Consider the following 16,800-nt stretch of genomic DNA (forward strand, 5'->3'; position numbering starts at 1 on the left):
GTGAAGAAAAGGGGGAGGGAACGCGTCAGGCCGCGAGTGCGGCCCGCAGGCGATCGAGCCGTCGTCGGCGTTCGGCGCGGGCTTCGAGCGCCTGCGCCATGTCGACCTCGACGAAGCGCGCCTTGTGGTTGGGCTGCATCTGGGCGATGAGGTCCATGTCGGCGCTGATGACCGTGCCGACCATCGCGTAGCCGCCGCCCGACACCGCATCGCGGTGCAGGATGATCGGCTCGCGCCCGCCCGGCACCTGGATGGAGCCGTACGGGTAGCCTGCGTCGACGATGTTCGACGGGTCGTCGCCCGCGCCGAAGGGCGGCGTGCGTTCCTGGAACTTCAGCGGCGTGCCGTGCTTGTAGCGGTAGCCGATGCGGTCGGCCTCGGAGCCGACGGTCCAGGTGTCGGCGAAGAAGCTGTGCACCGACACCTCCTGCAGGCGATGGAAGTAGATGCCCGGCAGCACGCGCAGGGCCACTTCCTTCTCGAGCACCGGCAGCAGCGCGGCATCGACCGTGCGGCCCGCGCGGGCGCCGGCAGCCGGCGTGCCCACGGGCAACTTGTCGCCGGCCAGCAGCTTGCGGCCGTTGAAGCCGCCGAACGCGCCCAGGCCGTAGGTCGAGCGGCTGCCCAGCACCACCGGCACGTCGATGCCGCCGGCCACGGCGATGCACATGCGTGCGCCGAGCTTCATGAAGTCGAAGCTCAGCTTGTCGCCGGCCTGCACCGTGAACGAGGTGTTGCGCGGCGCTTCGTTGCCGTTGAGCTTGATCTTCGCGTCGGCGCCGGTCACCGCCACCAGCGCGGGTGCGTCGAACTGCAGCTCGGGCCCGAGCAGCGTGCTTTCGATGACGGCCGCGCCTTCGTCGTTGCCCACCAGCAGGTTCGCGAGCACCAGGCTTTGCTGGTCGAGCGCGCCCGACAGCGGAATGCCCAGGTGGTAGTAGCCGGGGCGGCCGGCGTCCTGCACGCTGGTCGCGAGGCCGGGCTTGAGGACTTCAATCGCCATGGAGCACCTTCAGGAGCTGTTGGTTGTAGCCGTCGGGGTCGGCCAAAAAATCGTTGAGCGAGAACGACACGGGCGCGATGCGCAGCGCGTAGGTGCCGGCCTCGACCTGCGCGACCTGGCGGTCGTACTCGGCGCGGTCGATGGGCTTCCACTTGACGATGTCGCCGGGCTGGAAGAACACCATCAGGTCCTTCAGGTACGACAGCCGCTGCGCCGGGTCGAAGATCGGTGCGGGCGTGACGCCGAACATCTGGTAGCCGCCCGCGCCGCGCACCGAGTAGATGCAGCTGAAGCAGCCGCCGTGGCCCAGCGTGAGCTTGGGCGTGTCGGTGCGCGGGCTCAGGTACTTGGGCACCTGGATCTGGCGCTGGCGCTCGACCATCTGGAACAGGAAGGGCAGGCCGGCCACGAAACCGACCATCGACACGAACCACGGCGCCGACGAGTGCGCCTCGATGAAGGCCTCGACCGAGGCGTGGCCGTTGATGCGTGCGGCGTACTCGATGTCGGTGCTCGACGGGTCCTGGTGGCGCTCGCGAAAACGCATCAGCGTCTCGTGCGTCCACGGGTCGTTGTAGAGCACCGGGATCTCGACGATGCGCGTCTGCATCTGCAGGTCGGCATCGCCCAGGCCCGCTTCGATGTCCTTCAGCGTGGCCAGCAGCGCGTCGGGCGCGATCGCATCGGGGTCGAAGCGCACGAGGTAGGCGGCGTTGGCCGGGCAGATCTCGGTCACGCCGGGCAGCGCGCGGCGGCGCAGCTCGTTGCAGATCGCCATGCCCTTGAAGAAGGCGGGCAGCGACATCTCTTCGCTGATCTCGACGAACAGGTGCTCGTCGCCGCCGAAGCTGTAGCGGGCTTGCGGGGGGAGGGTGCTTGCAGCGGTCATGCGGCCACCTTCAACATGGGAGGCGCGTCGGCGAGTGGATTCGCCGCGAGCCAGGTTTCGAGAAAGCCGGTATGGAACGCGGCCTTGGCGACATCCGCGTCCTCGCACAGCGCGCGGTGCAGTGGGATCGTCGTATGGATGCCTTCGACCTGCAACTCGCCGAGCGCGCGCCGCATGCGGGCCAGGGCACTGTCGCGGTCGGTGTCGTGCACGATGAGCTTGCCGAGCAGCGAGTCGTAGTACGCGGGCACGGTGTAGCCGGGGAACAGGAAGGTGTCGAAGCGCACGCCGGGGCCGCCCGGCACCACGAGCTGCGACACGAGGCCGGGGCTCGGCATGAAGTTCTTCGCCGCGTTCTCGGCGTTGATGCGCACCTCGATGGCCGCGCCGGTCAGGCGGATGTCTTCTTGCTTCAGACGCAGCGGCTGGCCCAGCGCGATGCGCAGCATTTCCTTCACGAGGTCGACGCCGGTGACCATCTCGGTGATCGGGTGCTCGACCTGGATGCGCGTGTTCATCTCGATGAAGAAGAACTCGCGCGTGTCGTCGTCGTACAGGTACTCGAGCGTGCCCGCGCCGCGGTAGGCCACGGCGCGTGCGAGCCGCAGTGCCGATTCACACAGCGCGGCGCGCGTGGCCTCGCTGATGGCGGCCGAGGGCGCTTCTTCCCACACCTTCTGGCGGCGCCGCTGCAGCGAGCATTCGCGCTCGAAGCAGTGCACCACGCGCTCGCCGTCGCCGAGGATCTGCACCTCGATGTGGCGCGCCTGGCGGATGAAGCGCTCGAGGTACACCTCGCCGTTGCCGAAGGCGGCCTGCGCTTCGGCGGTGGCGGTGGCGAACTGCTGGCGCAGCTCGGCTTCGTCGTGCGCCACGCGGATGCCGCGCCCGCCGCCGCCGGCCGAGGCCTTGATCATGATCGGGTAGCCGATGTCCTTCGCGACTTCGACGGCGGTGTCCGGGTCGGTCACCACGCCCGCGCTGCCGGGCACGGTGGGCACGCCGGCGCGCAGGGCGGCGGCACGCGCCGCGGCCTTGTCGCCCATGGTGCGGATCGCATGCGGCGTCGGGCCCACGAACACCAGGCCCGCGGCCTCGACGCGCTCGGCGAACGCGGCGTTCTCCGAGAGAAAACCGTAGCCAGGGTGCACCGCGCCGGCGCCGCTGTCGGCGGCGGCCTGCAGGATCGCGTCGATGCTCAGGTAGCTTTTGGTGGCGTGCGCCGGGCCGATGCGCACGGCCTTGTCAGCCATGCGCACGGCGAGGCTCTGCGCGTCGGCGTCGCTGTAGACGGCGACGGTCTTCAGCCCCAGTTCTTTCGCGGCGCGGATGATGCGCACCGCGATCTCGCCCCGGTTGGCGACCAGCAGTGTGTCGAATGCGGCGGTCATGGGCGGTTGCCTCAGGCCGTTTCGATGACGGCCAGCAGCTGGCCCGGATCGACCGGCTCGCCGTTCTCGACCGCGAAGCTGGCCAGGCGCCCCGCGGCGTCGGCCGTGACTTCGCTGAACTGCTTCATCACCTCGACCAGGCCGAGCACGTCGCCCACGGCCACGGTGTCGCCTTCGGCCTTGAACGGCGGCGCGTCGGGCGCCGAGCGGCGGTAGAAGGTGCCCGGCAGCGGGCTCAGGACTTCATGGGTAGCGGGCATCGGGACACTCCTGGAACAGGTTCGGGTAACGAGGAAAAAAACTCAGGCGGGCTTGGCCAGGCCTGCAACTTCGATGCCGTTGTCGGCAAGGGCGCGCCGCGTGGCCTGCACCAGCGCGAGCGCGCCGGGCGTGTCGCTGTGGATGCAGACCGAGTCGAAACCGATCGCCACGTCCTGGCCGTCGACCGTGCGCACCACACCCTCGGTGCAGGCGCGCAGCACCTTGGCGGCCACGGCCTCGGGGTCGAGCGCGCCGACGCGGCGCGTGAAGACGATGGAGCCGCTCAGGTCGTAGTCGCGGTCGGCATAGAACTCGCGCACCACCGGCTGGCCGAGCTCGCGCGCCACCTGGAAGGTGACGGACGATTCCATGCAGAACAGGCGCAGCGTGGGTTCGATCTGCTGCAGCGCGGTGACGAGGGCGCGCGACAGCGCCTCGTCGCGCGCCGCATGCATGTACAGCGCGCCATGCGGCTTGATGTGCTGCAGCGTCATGCCGGCCAGGCGCGCGAACTCGCGCAGCGCGCCGAGCTGGTAGACCATGTCGTTCACCAGCTCGTCGGCCGGCGCGGTGATGTGGCGGCGCCCGAAGCCCACGAGGTCACGAAAGCCCGGGTGCGCGCCGATGCCCACGCCGTGTTCGCGGGCCAGCAGCACCATCTTTCGCATGATGTTCGGATCGCCGGCATGGAAGCCGGTCGCGATGTTGGCCGAGCTGATCAGCGGCATGAGCTGCTCGTCCACGCCGTCGCCGATGGTCCAGGGGCCGAAGCCTTCGCCCATGTCGGAATTCAGATCGATCCGCGTTGTCTTCGTCACGTCGTCCCGCCTTTGTGTGGTGCGCATCGCCAAGGGGGCGATGCAGGTTGGCGCGAAGGTTAGTCAGCAGTCGAAAGGCCGAAAAGCATTGTTTTCAGGCGGCCCGGTATCTGAAAAACAGATGCTGCAAGCCGCTGGATTGGGCGCTACGCTGGAGGGAAGCGATCGCGCGGTATCGGGTTTTCGCCCGAGGCGGGCAGCGCGTATCCGTAAATACCCTAGGAAGACGGCGCCATGTCCCTGACCCTTCGCCAGCTCAAGTACTTCTCGGCGGTGGCCGAGGTGGGGCGCATCTCGCATGCGGCGCTGCAGCTGAACATCTCGCAGTCGGCCGTGACCACCGCCATCCGCGAGCTCGAGGAGCTGATGGGGCAGCAGCTCTTCGAGCGGCACCCGCACGGCGTGGAACTCACCAAGGCCGGGCGCCGCTTCCTGAGCCACGCCTACGCGGTGCTGTCGGCGGCCGACGAGGCGGTGCGCATGCCGCACGAAGGCGAGAACGTCGAGGGCTCGCTCACCGTCGCGGCCAGCTACACGGTGCTGGGCTACTTCCTGCCGCACCACCTGCAGCGCTTCGAGCAGCTGCATCCGCAGGTGACGGTGAAGGTGCACGAGGTGGCGCGCGAGGCCATCGAAGAGGGCCTGATCACGCAGCGCTACGACATCGGCGTGGTGCTCACATCGAACGTGGTGCTGCGCGAGCTGTCGCTCGAAACCTTCTTCGGCTCGCAGCGCCGGCTGTGGGTGCCGGCCAAGCACCCGCTGCTGGACAAGGCCGAGGTGACGCTGGCCGACGTGGCGGCCGAGCCCTACATCATGCTCACGGTGGACGAGGCCGCGGCCACCGCGCTCAAGTACTGGAGCAAGACGCCGCACCAGCCGCAGATCCGGCTGCGCACGAGTTCGGTGGAGGCCGTGCGCAGCACGGTGGCCAACGGGTTGGGCGTGACGGTGCTGTCGGACATGGTGTACCGGCCGTGGTCGCTGGAAGGCAAGCGCATCGAGACCATCAACCTGCGCGACGCGGTGCCCACGATGAACATCGGGCTGGGGTGGAAGCAGGGCGTGGAGTTTTCGCCGGCGATGACCGCGTTCCGCAATTATTTCCGGCAGCTGTTTCTCGAGCCGGCGTCGGGGCGCACCGGGCGCGGTCGCGGCTGAGGTTGCGGGGGAAACCCTGCCGGCATCGGGCCGGGATGACCCGGCGCAAGGAAAGCACGTCGCGCCAGCGTCACAATAGCCGCTGTCCCGAGCGCGCAATGCGGCATCGGCACCTTGCACCTCCCCGGAGATCGATCCCATGAAAGCAACCTGGAACGGCGTCACCATCGCCGAAAGCGACGACACCGTGCTCGTCGAAGGCAACCACTACTTCCCGATGAGTTCGCTCAACCGCGACGTGGTCACCTTCAGCAACCACAAGACCACCTGCCCGTGGAAGGGCTCGGCGAACTACTACTCGCTGCTGGTCAACGGCGAGCTGCATGCCGACGCCGCCTGGTACTACCCCGACCCGAAGCCCGAAGCCGAGGAAATCCGTGACCGCGTCGCGTTCTGGAAGGACGTGAAGGTCAGCGCCCAGTGAGCACCGCCGCCTTCGCTCCCCCGTTCACGCCGCCGGCCGAACTGGCCGGTGCGCTGCGCGAGCACGGCTATGCGGTGCTCAGCCCGCAGGGCGTGTGCGACTGGCTCGGCGTGCCGCTGGCGCAGCTCGAGGCGCTGCACGCCGACTGGAACGACCTGCCGCCCGACGAGTACCTGAAGGACGGCGGCCGCTACCGCACGCGGCGCCACGCCTGCTTCACGGTCGAGGCCGACGCCACGCTGGCGCAGGTGCCGCACCGCGCGCACTGGCAGCCGGTCGAATACAACGCGCTGCACGGCGGCATGCAGCGCTGGTTCGCGCCGATGCTCGACGCCACGGTGGCGCAGCCCGTGTGGCAACGGTTGATGCAGCAGCTGGGCCAGGTCAGCAGCGACATGCGCGGCGCACCGCAGCGCTGGTTCGTGGAAGCACACCAGTTCCGCATCGACACCGCCGGCGGCATCGGCCGCCCGACGCCCGAAGGCGCGCACCGCGACGGTGTCGACCTGGTGGCGGTGGTGCTGATCGGGCGCCAGGGCATCAAGGGCGGCGAGACGCGCGTGTTCGAGGCCAACGGCCGGCGCGGCGAGCGCTTCACCATGACCGAGCCGTGGACGCTGCTGCTGCTGGACGACGCGCGCGTGATCCACGAATCGACGCCGATCCAGCCGATGGAAGAGGGCGGCGATGGGTGGCGCGACACGCTCGTCGTCACCTGCCGTTCCGAGGGTTTCCAGGGGGATTGAGACGCCTGCGGGCTTCGCTGGTCGGAGTCCTACAGGGCGGGTTCGGCATAGCGGTTAAATTCGGGGCCCGACCCGGTGCGAACCGGGTCCGTCAGTCTGTCTGTCTGCGAACGCTAAGCGAGGTCCCGCCATGTTCAATCACATCCTGGTCCCCATCGACGGCTCCGAAACTTCCATGCTCGCGGTCAGCAAGGCCAGCGGTCTCGCCCTGGCCTTCGGCAGCCGCATCACGCTGATCCACGTGATCGACAACTACCCCTTCATCGGCGTGGGCGCGGACTATGCGCTCGGCCAGAACGAATACCTCGCGGCGGCCACCGCCAGCGCCAATGCGGCGCTCGCACGCGGCGTGGCCGCCCTGGCGGCCGAGGGCCTGCACAGCGACCAGCGCGTGATCGACGGCCACGTGGTGCACGAAGGCATCGTGGACACCGCCATCGCCATCGCGGCCGACCTGATCGTGATGGGCTCGCACGGGCGCAGCGGCATCGAGAAACTGCTGCTGGGCAGCGTGACGCAGCGCGTGCTGCAGGACGCCACCATGCCGGTGCTCGTCGTCAAGGGCCGCTGAGCACGAAACCCGCCGCACGCTCGAAGTGCAACGGCTCCCGCGTCGCGGGATGCACGAACCCCAACTCCCTGGCATGCAGCAGCAGGCGCGGCGCGCGTGCCTGCAGCGCGGCATTGCCGTACAGCGCATCGCCCAAAATCGGGTGCCCGATCGACAGCAGGTGAACGCGCAGCTGGTGTGAGCGGCCGGTGAGCGGCTCCAGCAGCACGTGCGTGGCCGCAGGGCCGCCGGGCGGCGACACGCTGGTCAGTGCGCGCCAGCGCGTGAGGCTGGGCTTGCCGGCCGGGTCGATCTTCTGCAGCGGCCGGCGCGGCCAGTCGGCCATCAGCGGGGCGTCGATGAGCGACCAGTCGTCGCGTTGCGGCATCACGCCATCGACCACGGCTTCGTAGCGCTTGTGCACCTCGCGGTCGGCGAAGGCCGCGCTCAGGGCGCGCTGCATCTCCAGGCCGCGCGCCATCACCACGAGGCCGCTGGTGCCCATGTCGAGCCGGTGCACGATGAGCGCGTCGGGCCACTGGCGCTGGGCGCGCGCGCTCAGGCAGTCCTGCTTGTCCTCGCCGCGCCCGGGCACGCACAGCAGGCCGGCGGGCTTGTCGAGCACCAGCAGGTGGGCGTCTTCGTGAACGGGGAGCAGGTCGGGCGGCGAAGCGGTCATGGGGACAGCGAGTGTAGAGAGGCTCAGAAAGCCGGAAGAAGGCTGGGCTATCCTCGACCGATATGCCCGGCGCCGCTTCTTCTCCCTTGTCTCCCACGTTCACCGACCTGAGGCGCGAGCGCCCCTTCATGCAGCTGTGGGTGGCGCGCCTGTTCGGCACCGCCGCCTCGCAGATGATGCTCGTGGCCATCGGCTGGCACATGTACGAGCTGACGGGCAGCGCGTGGGACCTGGGCCTGGTCGGGCTCTACCAGTTCGTGCCCGCGCTGCTGCTCGCGCTGTTGGCCGGCCATGTGGTGGACCGCCACCACCGGGGCCGCATCGTGGCGGTGTGCTTCGCGGTGCAGGGCACGGTGGCGTTGGCGCTGCTGTTCGCGGTGCTGCACAAGAACGACACGCGCGGGCTGCTGCTCGGGCTGTCGCTGGTGCTCGGCGCGGTGCGCGCCTTCCAGATGCCGGCGCAGCAGGCGCTCACGCCGCTGCTGGTGCCGCCGCTGCTGCTGTCGCGCGCGATGGCGTTCAGCTCGGCCGGCATGCAGGGCGCGATCATCGGCGGGCCCGCGCTCGGCGGGCTGCTGTTCGTGGCGGGCATGGCGGTGGTGTACGGCGCGAGCGTGCTGTGCTTCGCGGTGGCCTGCGTGCTGGTGCTGCGGCTGCGCTACGACCACGCGCCGGCCGCGCGCGAGCCGGTCACGCTGGCCACGGTGTTCGCGGGCGTCAATTTCATCTGGCAGCGCAAGCCGGTGCTGGGCGCGGTGTCGCTCGACCTGTTCGCCGTGCTGCTGGGCGGCGCCGTGGCGCTGCTGCCGATCTATGCCAAGGACATCCTGCACACCGGCCCCTGGGGCCTGGGCCTGCTGCGCAGCGCGCCGGCGGTGGGCGCGCTGGTGATGTCGATCGCGCTCACGCGCCGGCCGGTCGAGCGCAACGTGGGACGCACGCTGCTGCTGGCCGTGGGGGCGTTCGGGCTGTGCATGGTGGTGTTCGGGCTGTCGAAGAGCTTTCTCGTCTCGCTCATCGCGCTCGCGGTGTCGGGCGGGGCCGACATGGTCAATGTCGTGATCCGCCAGACGCTGGTACAGCTGGAAACGCCCGACGCCATGCGCGGGCGGGTGAGCGCGGTCAACTCGATCTTCATCGGCGCGAGCAACCAGCTCGGCGAGTTCGAGTCGGGCGCCACGGCGGCGCTGCTGGGGCCGGTCGGCTCGGTGGTGCTCGGCGGCGTGGGGACGATGCTGGTGGCGCTGACGTGGTTCCGCCTGTTCCCGTCGCTGGCGCAGCGCGACCGGCTGGTGGTGGCGGCCCCGGCGTCGGCGCGGTCCTGATCGTCAGTCGAAGAGGGCGCGGGCCTGCGGCGTGTCGAGCGTGAGATCGCTCAGCGCCACGGCCACGCACGGAAGAATCCAGCCGTCGATCTTTTCGTCGAAGCTCAGGCCCGGCCATTCGATGAGGTGGCGGCTCTCGCCCGAGAGCCGCTGGCAGATACAGGTGCGGCAGGTGCCGTTGCGGCACGAACTGGGCAGCTCGATGCCGGCCGCCTCCGCCGCATGCAGCAGCGTGACGCCCGCCTCGGCCTCGAATTCGAGGCCCGACGGTTCGAGACGGACCTTCATCGCGTCGGAGGTTCTTGCTGTTGTTGCTGCTGTTCGCGGCGTTGCTCGCGCAGCATGAAGAGGTACAGGCTCTCGACCTTGTCGCGCGCCCAGGGCGTCTTGCGCAGGAACTTGAGGCTGGAACCCACGCTGGGCTCGCTGATGAAGCAGCGGATCGGCACCAGGTGCCCCAGCTGCTCCCAGCCGTAATAATCGGCCAGCGCAGTCACGATGGCCTCCAGCGTGAGGCCATGCAGCGGGTTGCGCGGCTGCGCCGGCTTGGGGGCGGGCGCGGGGACGTCGGTCACTCGGTCACTTGTTCTTGAGCTTGCCGCGCGGAATCACCGCCGTGGTGACGGTGCGCACGGGCTCGATGCCGCCGGTGGGGGCCTTCGGCGGCGAGGTGTCCTTCTTCGGTTTCTTCGCTTCCTTGTTGGTGCGTTGCTGACCCTTGGCCATGTGCTTTCTCCAGTTGATACGTGCGGATGCCGGAGGAGTTTAGCGGTGCGGCGACAATAGCCGGTTCCACACGTTTTTCCGCTTTCATGTCCGATTACGAAGTTCGCCCCGCCACGATGCGCGACGCCAAGGCCGTCGCCGAAGTCCATGCCCTCTCTGCCAAGGCTGCCTACGAAGGCATCCTGTCCGAAGACGACCTGCGCGTGCTGGCCCCCGCCTCGCGCGAGGCCAAGTGGCGCGAGGCCATCGAATTCAGCGAACCCCAGGTCCATGTGGTGACGCACGGCAGCGAGATCGTCGGTTTCGTGGGCTTCGACCGCTCGCGCGACCCCAAGACCCCGCCCACCACGGGCGAGATCTGGGCCATCTACGTCAAGCCCGAGCACTGGGGCAAGGGCGCCGGCGTGGCCCTGTGGGACGCCGCCCGCGAAGGCCTGGCCGAAGAAGGCTGCACCACGGTCACCATCTGGGTGCCGCTGCGCAACGACCGCGCCATGCGCTTCCACGAACTCGCCGGCTTCAAGCGCGAGATGAAGACGGCCAAGACCACCGCACTGGGCACGGTCCGCGTCGAAGAAATCCGCCTGAAGCGGGCGGTGGACTGATCCACCCCCGGATGCCGCGTACGGTCTTCACCGGCGCGGCCATCGGCTGCGGATAAGCTCGCCGCTTCTTCCACAGCCTGACTTTCGCCCATGGCCACCAGCCTGCTCCTGCTGCTCGACGACATCGCCACCGTGCTCGATGACGTCTCCGTCCTCACCAAAGTTGCTGCCAAGAAGACCGCCGGGGTGCTCGGCGACGACCTCGCGCTGAACGCGCAGCAGGTCACCGGCGTGCGCACCGAGCGCGAGCTGCCGGTGGTGTGGGCCGTGTGCAAGGGCTCCCTCGTCAACAAGGCGATCCTGGTGCCGGCCGCGCTGGCCATCGGTACCTGGCTGCCCTGGCTGGTGACGCCGCTGCTCATGGTGGGCGGCGCGTTCCTGTGCTTCGAGGGCGCCGAGAAGCTGGTCCACAAGTTCCTGCACAAAAAGGAGCACGAGGCCGACACCGCGCGCCACCAGCAGGCCGTGGCCGACACCACGGTCGACGTGGTCGCGGTCGAGAAGGACAAGATCAAGGGCGCGGTGCGCACCGACTTCATCCTCTCCGCCGAAATCATCGCCATCACGCTGGGCACCGTGCAGGGCCAGCCGTTCACGACGCAGCTCAGCGTGCTGGTCGGCATCGCGCTGATCATGACGGTGGGCGTGTATGGCCTCGTGGCCGGCATCGTGAAGCTGGACGACGCGGGCCTGTACCTGAGCCAGCGCAGCAGCGCGGCGGCGCGCGCCCTGGGCCGCGGCATCCTGGCGGCGGCGCCGTGGCTCATGAAGGGCCTGTCGGTGGCCGGCACGGCCGCCATGTTCCTCGTGGGCGGCGGCATCCTGGTGCACGGCGTGCCGGCATTCGGCCATGCGGTCGAAGACTGGGCCAAGGCCACGGGCGGCGTGTTCGGCACGCTGGGCTCGATGGGCGTCAATGCCGTCGTCGGCATCGTGGCCGGTGCCATCGTGCTGGCCGTGGTGGAACTCGTCGGCAAGCTGCGCGGCAAGAAGGCGGCGGCGCACTGAGCGCCTGCTGACCTTGCGGTCGGGCCTCAGCGCTCCGGCTTGCCGCGCTGGAACAGGCCGACGCCGACCAGCGCCACCCCCAGCGCGAGCGCGAACCAGCCGACGAGGTACGCGCCGGCCACCATCTCGAACCAGCGCGTGCCCTGCAGGAAGCGCGGCCCCAGCAGCACGGCGACGCCGATCAGGAGGCAGAGGATGCCGCGCTCGATGGTGCGCAGCTGTCGTTGGGGGCGTCGGGCCATGGGGGTCTTTGCAAGGGAAAACGGAAGCGGCCATTGTCCCGCGCCGCGCGGAGAGGCCGGCAGCCGCCTGAAAACGTCGCGTGCGCACATCGATCGGCACGCAAAAATGCTTCCAAACGTTGCAGAATCGCAGGCCATGCCATACCGCCACCTGCCCACCGGTTCCGCCTTCTTCCTCCCGTTGCGACGCGCCTGCGTGGGTGCCTCGCTGGCCTTGATGGCCGCCACGGCCTTCGCGCAGCCGCAGCCCGACCCCGCCGGCTTTCCGATGGACTCGGTCGGCTACCTCAACGAGGAGCTGCCGCGCATGGAAGCGGCCATTGCCGCGAAGGACCGCAGCTTCTTCCTCGGCGCGATGACGCGCATGGTGCAGTTCTCCGAGCGCTGGGGCTTCAAGGCCAAGGCCAACCCCGAGCTGGCCGCCTACCCGATGTGCACGGCGGCCGTCATGGACTACGCGGTGGTCGGCATGTGCAGGCTGAACCCCGCCGACGACGCCTGCGAGCCGGGCCTGGCGCCGCGTTTCGATGCGAACGTGAAGCGCTGCCGCGAGCTGGCCGCGCAAAAATAGGCCTCCGGCCTTTCGTCTTTTCCTCTCACCGAACGAAGTCCCCGCGCCATGGCCGTGCGTGCGGGGCGGAGACACACGCATGGACTACACCCGCTACCAGACCCTCGCCCTCACGCGCCGCGGCGCGAACGGCGCGGTGCTCGACATCCAGATGCGCGCCACCAACGGCAAGCTGCCCACGGCCGGCCATGACGGCCACCGCGAGCTGGCCGAGATCTGGCGCGATGTGGCGGCCGACGACACGGTGCGCTGCGCCGTGCTGCGCGGCGAGGGCATGGGTTTCTCGGGCGGCGGCGACCTGGGCATGGTGCAGGACATGACCACCGACGACACCGTGCGCCAGCGCGTGTGGAAGGAAGCGCGCGACCTGGTCTACAACCTCGTCAACTGCGACAAGCCCATCGTGAGCGCCATGCACGGCCCGGCCGTGGGCGCGGGGCTGGTGGCGGGGCTGCTGGCCGACATTTCCATTGCGAGCAAGAACGCGAAGATCGTCGATGGTCACACCCGCCTGGGCGTGGCGGCGGGCGACCATGCGGCCATCGTGTGGCCGCTGTTGTGCGGCATGGCCAAGGCCAAGTACCACCTGCTGCTGTGCGAGCCGGTGAGCGGCGAGGAGGCCGAGCGCATCGGCCTGGTGTCGCTGGCGGTGGACGAGGCCGACCTGCTGCCGCGCGCCTACGAGATCGCCGACCGCCTCGCGGCCGGCAGCCAGAGCGCGATCCGCTTCACCAAGTACGCGCTGAACAACTGGCTGCGCCAGGCGGGGCCGACCTTCGACGCCTCACTGGCGCTGGAGTTCATGGGCTTCGCGGGCGCCGACGTGCGCGAGGGCGTGGCCTCGCTGCGCGAGAAGCGCGCGCCGAACTTCGGCTGAGCCGAAGCCCGCCGGATCAGGCCTTGCTCAGCCCCTGCAAGGTCTGCAGCAGCACGACGCGCGTCTGGCCCAGCACCATGCCCTTCCACTCGTCGTTGTCGCAGTAGAACGCGTCGCGCAGGCGGCGGCGGATCTCTCGCTTCTGCGATTCGGGTGCCTCGGGGTGGCGGCGCAGCCAGGTGTCGGCGCGCAGGCGGTCGAGCACTTCCAGGTCGGGCAGCGTGCCGAACTCCAGGCCCATGGGCGCGACGCGCGCGTTCGGGCATTCGTCGTAGGCGGTCGAGATCACCGGGCCCGACACGTCGGCCGAGGCCGAGTCGCCCGCGAACGGCGCGAACACGTCGGCGCCCCACCAGGCGTGGGCCAGCGCGAGGTCTTCGGGCGTGTTGCGGCCCGGGTAGATCTTTTCGCCGTGGCCGTAGGGGCCCAGGCCGGTGTGCACGTCGATCCAGCCCAGGTGCGTGGCCGAGGCCGCGTAGCCGCGCAGGATCGCGCGGATGGTGCGGTTGCTCCACGAGGGCGCGGTGCCGCCGTAGAAGAGGCCGTCGGGCGAGGTGTACTGCCCGCGCGTGACGGCCGCGCGGAAGGCGGTCATGCCGTGCGTGGCGATGTAGGCGGCCACCGCCGCGTCGTCTGCCGGCGTCGGCGGCCAGCTGGCGGGCAGCACCAGCGGCTCCACGTCGGCGTACTCGGCGTTCACCGGCAGCGGCGCGCTGAAGTCGATGTGGTTGCGGTTCAGGTCGATGTTGTCTTCGTTGGTGCGGTGCAGGTGCGAGAAGCCGTGCGGGTTCACCGCGTGCACCAACAGCAGCGCGACGCCCGCGCGTTCGAGGCGCGCGAGCAGGTCGGCGTCGTTCAGCGTGGCCACCTGCGCGCCCGAGCCGCAGAAGCCCTCGGGGCCGTGCGTGCCCGAGGTGACGAGCAGCACCTTCTTGGCGTCGGCCGCGCCGATCAGCGCGACGTCGGTGGCGAGTTCTTCACCGAGCGCGCCGCGGTGCGTCGGGTGCACGAACGACTCGACGGTGGCGCCGCGCGCCGCGGCGGCCTCGAGGAACTTGGCGCGGGCTTCGACGTACGTGCCCGAGAAATGGCGGGTGGCGGCGGTGGCAGGCTGGGACATGGCGGGAAGATTCCTGTGCATGAAGGCGGGAAGGAGGAAGACGGTATCAGGCCGGCGCGTGGGCGTTGGCCGCGTCGATGTCGCGGCCCGTGTGGTCGCGCAACCAAAGGAGCCCGAGCAGCGACACCAATGTCATCCCCACCAGGTACCAGGCCGGCGCGAGCTTGCTCCCGGTGGCGTTGACCAGCCAGGTGCTGACGAAGGGCGCGAAGCCGCCGAAGAGCGCCACGCCGACGCTGTAGACCAGCGACATGCCGCTGGCGCGCACGCGCTTGGGAAACATCTCCGGCAGCATCGTGATGCCCGGCACCGTCTGCACCACCAGGCCGATGCTCAGCACGCCGAGCACGGTGAACAGCACCACGGGCGTGGGCGAGGCGTTGAGCCACAGGAAGCCCGGGTAGATCAGGATCGCCATCACGATGCGGCTCCAGAGGATGAGCGTCTTGCGGCCCACGATGTCCGACCACTTGCCCACGAAGGGCGCGAGCGCGAACGACAGCAGGCCCGTGAGCGCCGCGCCGAACAGCGCCACCGAGGGCGTGAGGCCCAGCTCGCGCACGGCGTAGGTCGGCATGTAGAAGGTGACCACGTAGGCCGCCGTGGTGCCGCCCACCAGCGCGAGGATGGCGGCCAGCACCGTCCTGCCGTGCTGCGTGCAGACGATCTTCAGGCTGCTCTCGCGCGGCGCCTTGGCGTCTTCCGGCGAGATGTGCAGCGATTCTTCGAGGTGGCGGCGGATGTACATGCCCACCGGCGCGATCAGCATGCCGAGCACGAACGGCACGCGCCAGCCCCAGCTCTGCATGGCTTCGGCGGACAGCGAGACGGTCAGCACGCCGACCACCACGGCACCCATCAGCACGCCCAGACCCTGGCTCGCGAACTGCCAGCTCGCCATGTAGCCGCGGTTGGCCGGCGTGGCGTGCTCCACCAGCAGCGTGGTCGATGCGCCCACCTCGCCGCCGGCCGAGAAGCCCTGGATCAGGCGCGCCAGCACGATCACGATCGGCGCCGCGACGCCGATGCTCGCGTAGGTCGGCGTGAACGCGATCAGCGCGCAGCCCAGCGCCATCAAAAAGATCGTGAGCGTCATCGCCTTCTTGCGGCCCGCGCGGTCGGCGTACGCGCCGATCACGATGCCGCCCAGCGGCCGCATGATGAAACCGACGCCGAAGCTCGCCACCGTCAGCAGCAGCTGGCCGTAGGAGCTGAAGGTGGGGAAGAACAGCTTGCCGATCACCAGCGCGAGAAAGCCGTAGACGGTGAAGTCGAAGAACTCCAGGCCGTTGCCGATGGTGGTGGCCACGATGGTCTGGCGCCGGCGGGCCGGCGAGGAAGGCGAGGGCTGGGAAGCGGGGGTGTTCATGTGTCTCCTGTGTGTATCGGGGGCGCAGGCCGCGTGGGCTCGAACCGCGGCGGATGCTAGAGACTCGACGCTGTCATGAAAAGACAATAATTGGGCGTCAACGATAACTTTTGGTTGTCACTCCAAAGATGAAACCCAATCAGTTGCATGCCTTCGTGGCCGTGGTCGAGCAGCTCAGCATCCGCGCCGCCGCGCGCGTGCTCGGCATTTCGCAGCCGGCCGTGACCAAGATCGTGCGCGAGCTGGAGCGCGAGGTCGGCGCGCCGCTGGTGGAGCGCAGTGTGAAAGGCGTGCGGCTCACGCAGTTCGGCCTGGCCTTCGCGCCGCGCGCGCGGCTGCTGCTGGCCGACATGGAACGCGCCCGCGACGAAATCGCGCAGATCCGCGACGGTGCCACCGGCTCGGTCTCGCTGGCCGTGAGCGCCTCGTTCGCGCTCACCGTGCTGCCCGCCGCCTTCAAGGACTTCCACACCCGCCTGCCGGCGGTCGACGTGCAGTTCAGCGAGGCCGTGCTGCCGTGGATGCTCGCGCGGCTGCGCGACGGCTACCTCGACTTCGCGGTGGCGCACATCGTGCCCGGCACACTCGATCCGCAGTTCGAGGCGCTGGAGCTGTTCCCGGTGCAGCTGGTGGTCGGCCTGCGCGAGCGCCATCCGCTGCGCAATGCGCGCTCGCTGAACGACCTTTATGCCGCCGAATGGGTCCTGCCGGGCGACGACCACGGCGGAACCAACGCCGTGGCGCCGCTCTTCACCCCGCTCGGGCTGTCGCCGCCCACGCGCGTGCTGCAGGGCCACTCGGTCACCGTGGCGCTGGCGCTGGTGGGGCACATGGATTTGATCGGCCTCTTCGTCGAGCCGCTGGCAGGGCTCAGCTTCAAGCGCCACGGCATCCGTCGCGTCGACGTGCGCGAGACGCTGCCGATGCTGAACGTGTGCGTGGTGCGCCGGCGCGGGCAGCCGTCGACGCCGGCGGCGCAGCATTTCATCGAGTGCATCCAGCGGGCGTCGGCGGCGGCGATGAAGGTGTAGCGGA

General features: G+C 69.5%; 22 protein-coding genes. 10 read left to right on the forward strand and 12 right to left on the reverse strand.

The window, feature by feature from the left end:
* Positions 1–25: 25 nt before the first annotated feature.
* From AC1RLW_RS14975 to AC1RLW_RS14995, 5 genes are read right to left on the reverse strand one after another with little or no spacing between them, the layout of a single operon-like run.
* Positions 26–1,003, reverse strand: a complete 978-nt coding sequence (locus tag AC1RLW_RS14975; RefSeq protein ID WP_493193692.1) for a 5-oxoprolinase subunit C family protein — start codon at positions 1,001–1,003, stop codon at positions 26–28.
* A complete protein-coding gene (locus AC1RLW_RS14980; RefSeq protein WP_493193693.1) occupies positions 993–1,892 on the reverse strand; it encodes a 5-oxoprolinase subunit B family protein in 900 nt (299 codons plus the stop codon). Before AC1RLW_RS14980 ends, AC1RLW_RS14975 begins: the two co-directional genes overlap by 11 nt.
* The gene (locus tag AC1RLW_RS14985; RefSeq protein WP_493193695.1) at positions 1,889–3,283 is read right to left on the reverse strand and encodes an acetyl-CoA carboxylase biotin carboxylase subunit; all 1,395 of its coding nucleotides are present in this window, start codon (positions 3,281–3,283) and stop codon (positions 1,889–1,891) included. The genes AC1RLW_RS14980 and AC1RLW_RS14985 overlap by 4 nt, the downstream gene beginning before the upstream one ends.
* 11 nt (positions 3,284–3,294) lie before the next feature.
* On the reverse strand, positions 3,295–3,543 hold the full coding sequence (locus tag AC1RLW_RS14990; protein ID WP_070062539.1) for an acetyl-CoA carboxylase: 249 nt from the start codon (positions 3,541–3,543) through the stop codon (positions 3,295–3,297).
* A 42-nt stretch (positions 3,544–3,585) separates the two neighbouring features.
* Complete coding sequence (locus AC1RLW_RS14995) at positions 3,586–4,389, reverse strand: 5-oxoprolinase subunit PxpA (RefSeq protein WP_493193697.1); 804 nt, start codon at positions 4,387–4,389, stop codon at positions 3,586–3,588.
* Between the two features lie 207 nt (positions 4,390–4,596).
* Between AC1RLW_RS14995 and AC1RLW_RS15000 the strand changes: the two genes are divergently transcribed.
* The 4 genes from AC1RLW_RS15000 (at position 4,597) to AC1RLW_RS15015 (ending at position 7,264) form a co-directional block, all read left to right on the forward strand.
* A complete protein-coding gene (locus AC1RLW_RS15000; RefSeq protein ID WP_493193698.1) occupies positions 4,597–5,523 on the forward strand; it encodes a LysR family transcriptional regulator in 927 nt (308 codons plus the stop codon).
* Positions 5,524–5,662: 139 nt separating this feature from the next.
* Positions 5,663–5,947, forward strand: a complete 285-nt coding sequence (locus AC1RLW_RS15005; protein WP_056579293.1) for a DUF427 domain-containing protein — start codon at positions 5,663–5,665, stop codon at positions 5,945–5,947.
* Positions 5,944–6,693 (forward strand): 2OG-Fe dioxygenase family protein, encoded by a 750-nt coding sequence (locus tag AC1RLW_RS15010; protein WP_159270900.1) that lies wholly within the window; start codon positions 5,944–5,946, stop codon positions 6,691–6,693. Before AC1RLW_RS15005 ends, AC1RLW_RS15010 begins: the two co-directional genes overlap by 4 nt.
* A gap of 130 nt (positions 6,694–6,823) precedes the next feature.
* Complete coding sequence (locus AC1RLW_RS15015) at positions 6,824–7,264, forward strand: universal stress protein (protein ID WP_056579296.1); 441 nt, start codon at positions 6,824–6,826, stop codon at positions 7,262–7,264.
* On the opposite strand, the gene AC1RLW_RS15020 is transcribed toward AC1RLW_RS15015, so the two are convergent.
* Entirely contained in the window at positions 7,251–7,922 is a 672-nt protein-coding gene (locus AC1RLW_RS15020; protein WP_493193700.1) for an RluA family pseudouridine synthase, read from the reverse strand. The genes AC1RLW_RS15015 and AC1RLW_RS15020 overlap by 14 nt on opposite strands.
* Before the next feature lie 128 nt (positions 7,923–8,050).
* Here AC1RLW_RS15020 and AC1RLW_RS15025 point away from each other — a divergent pair, with 128 nt between their 5' ends.
* Positions 8,051–9,247 carry an MFS transporter gene (locus AC1RLW_RS15025; protein WP_492742441.1) on the forward strand — a complete coding sequence of 399 codons (1,197 nt, stop codon included), beginning with the start codon at positions 8,051–8,053 and terminating at the stop codon, positions 9,245–9,247.
* Between the two features lie 3 nt (positions 9,248–9,250).
* Here the strand turns inward: AC1RLW_RS15025 and AC1RLW_RS15030 are convergent, their stop codons facing one another.
* Genes AC1RLW_RS15030 through AC1RLW_RS15040 form a run of 3 tightly spaced genes read right to left on the reverse strand, consistent with a single transcriptional unit; the run spans position 9,251 to position 9,973 of the window.
* Positions 9,251–9,535 (reverse strand): 2Fe-2S iron-sulfur cluster-binding protein, encoded by a 285-nt coding sequence (locus AC1RLW_RS15030; RefSeq protein WP_159275965.1) that lies wholly within the window; start codon positions 9,533–9,535, stop codon positions 9,251–9,253.
* Positions 9,532–9,822: a VF530 family protein gene (locus AC1RLW_RS15035; RefSeq protein WP_095746194.1), complete on the reverse strand. Its 291-nt coding sequence runs from the start codon at positions 9,820–9,822 to the stop codon at positions 9,532–9,534. The genes AC1RLW_RS15030 and AC1RLW_RS15035 overlap by 4 nt, the downstream gene beginning before the upstream one ends.
* 4 nt (positions 9,823–9,826) lie before the next feature.
* Positions 9,827–9,973, reverse strand: coding sequence for a hypothetical protein (locus AC1RLW_RS15040; protein ID WP_167395057.1), 147 nt, complete (start codon positions 9,971–9,973; stop codon positions 9,827–9,829).
* An 86-nt stretch (positions 9,974–10,059) separates the two neighbouring features.
* Between AC1RLW_RS15040 and AC1RLW_RS15045 the strand changes: the two genes are divergently transcribed.
* Together AC1RLW_RS15045 and AC1RLW_RS15050 are read left to right on the forward strand one after the other, a co-directional pair.
* The gene (locus AC1RLW_RS15045; protein ID WP_062477596.1) at positions 10,060–10,578 is read left to right on the forward strand and encodes a GNAT family N-acetyltransferase; all 519 of its coding nucleotides are present in this window, start codon (positions 10,060–10,062) and stop codon (positions 10,576–10,578) included.
* Between the two features lie 90 nt (positions 10,579–10,668).
* On the forward strand, positions 10,669–11,586 hold the full coding sequence (locus AC1RLW_RS15050; RefSeq protein WP_493193704.1) for a DUF808 domain-containing protein: 918 nt from the start codon (positions 10,669–10,671) through the stop codon (positions 11,584–11,586).
* Between the two features lie 26 nt (positions 11,587–11,612).
* Here the strand turns inward: AC1RLW_RS15050 and AC1RLW_RS15055 are convergent, their stop codons facing one another.
* A complete protein-coding gene (locus tag AC1RLW_RS15055; RefSeq protein ID WP_070062548.1) occupies positions 11,613–11,828 on the reverse strand; it encodes a hypothetical protein in 216 nt (71 codons plus the stop codon).
* Positions 11,829–11,964: 136 nt separating this feature from the next.
* On the opposite strand from AC1RLW_RS15055, the gene AC1RLW_RS15060 reads away from it, so the two are divergent.
* Positions 11,965–12,399, forward strand: coding sequence for a hypothetical protein (locus tag AC1RLW_RS15060; RefSeq protein WP_253252475.1), 435 nt, complete (start codon positions 11,965–11,967; stop codon positions 12,397–12,399).
* A gap of 79 nt (positions 12,400–12,478) precedes the next feature.
* Positions 12,479–13,276, forward strand: coding sequence for an enoyl-CoA hydratase/isomerase family protein (locus tag AC1RLW_RS15065; RefSeq protein WP_492696509.1), 798 nt, complete (start codon positions 12,479–12,481; stop codon positions 13,274–13,276).
* A 16-nt stretch (positions 13,277–13,292) separates the two neighbouring features.
* Here AC1RLW_RS15065 and AC1RLW_RS15070 read toward each other — a convergent pair whose 3' ends face one another.
* Together AC1RLW_RS15070 and AC1RLW_RS15075 are read right to left on the reverse strand one after the other, a co-directional pair.
* Complete coding sequence (locus tag AC1RLW_RS15070; RefSeq protein ID WP_070062550.1) at positions 13,293–14,396, reverse strand: M14 family metallopeptidase; 1,104 nt, start codon at positions 14,394–14,396, stop codon at positions 13,293–13,295.
* Positions 14,397–14,442: 46 nt separating this feature from the next.
* Positions 14,443–15,765, reverse strand: coding sequence for an MFS transporter (locus AC1RLW_RS15075; RefSeq protein WP_493193706.1), 1,323 nt, complete (start codon positions 15,763–15,765; stop codon positions 14,443–14,445).
* A 128-nt stretch (positions 15,766–15,893) separates the two neighbouring features.
* On the opposite strand from AC1RLW_RS15075, the gene AC1RLW_RS15080 reads away from it, so the two are divergent.
* On the forward strand, positions 15,894–16,796 hold the full coding sequence (locus tag AC1RLW_RS15080; protein ID WP_493193707.1) for a LysR substrate-binding domain-containing protein: 903 nt from the start codon (positions 15,894–15,896) through the stop codon (positions 16,794–16,796).
* The last annotated feature ends 4 nt before the right edge of the window (positions 16,797–16,800 follow it).

The organism is Variovorax sp. GW822-FHT04A09 (assembly GCF_058801005.1).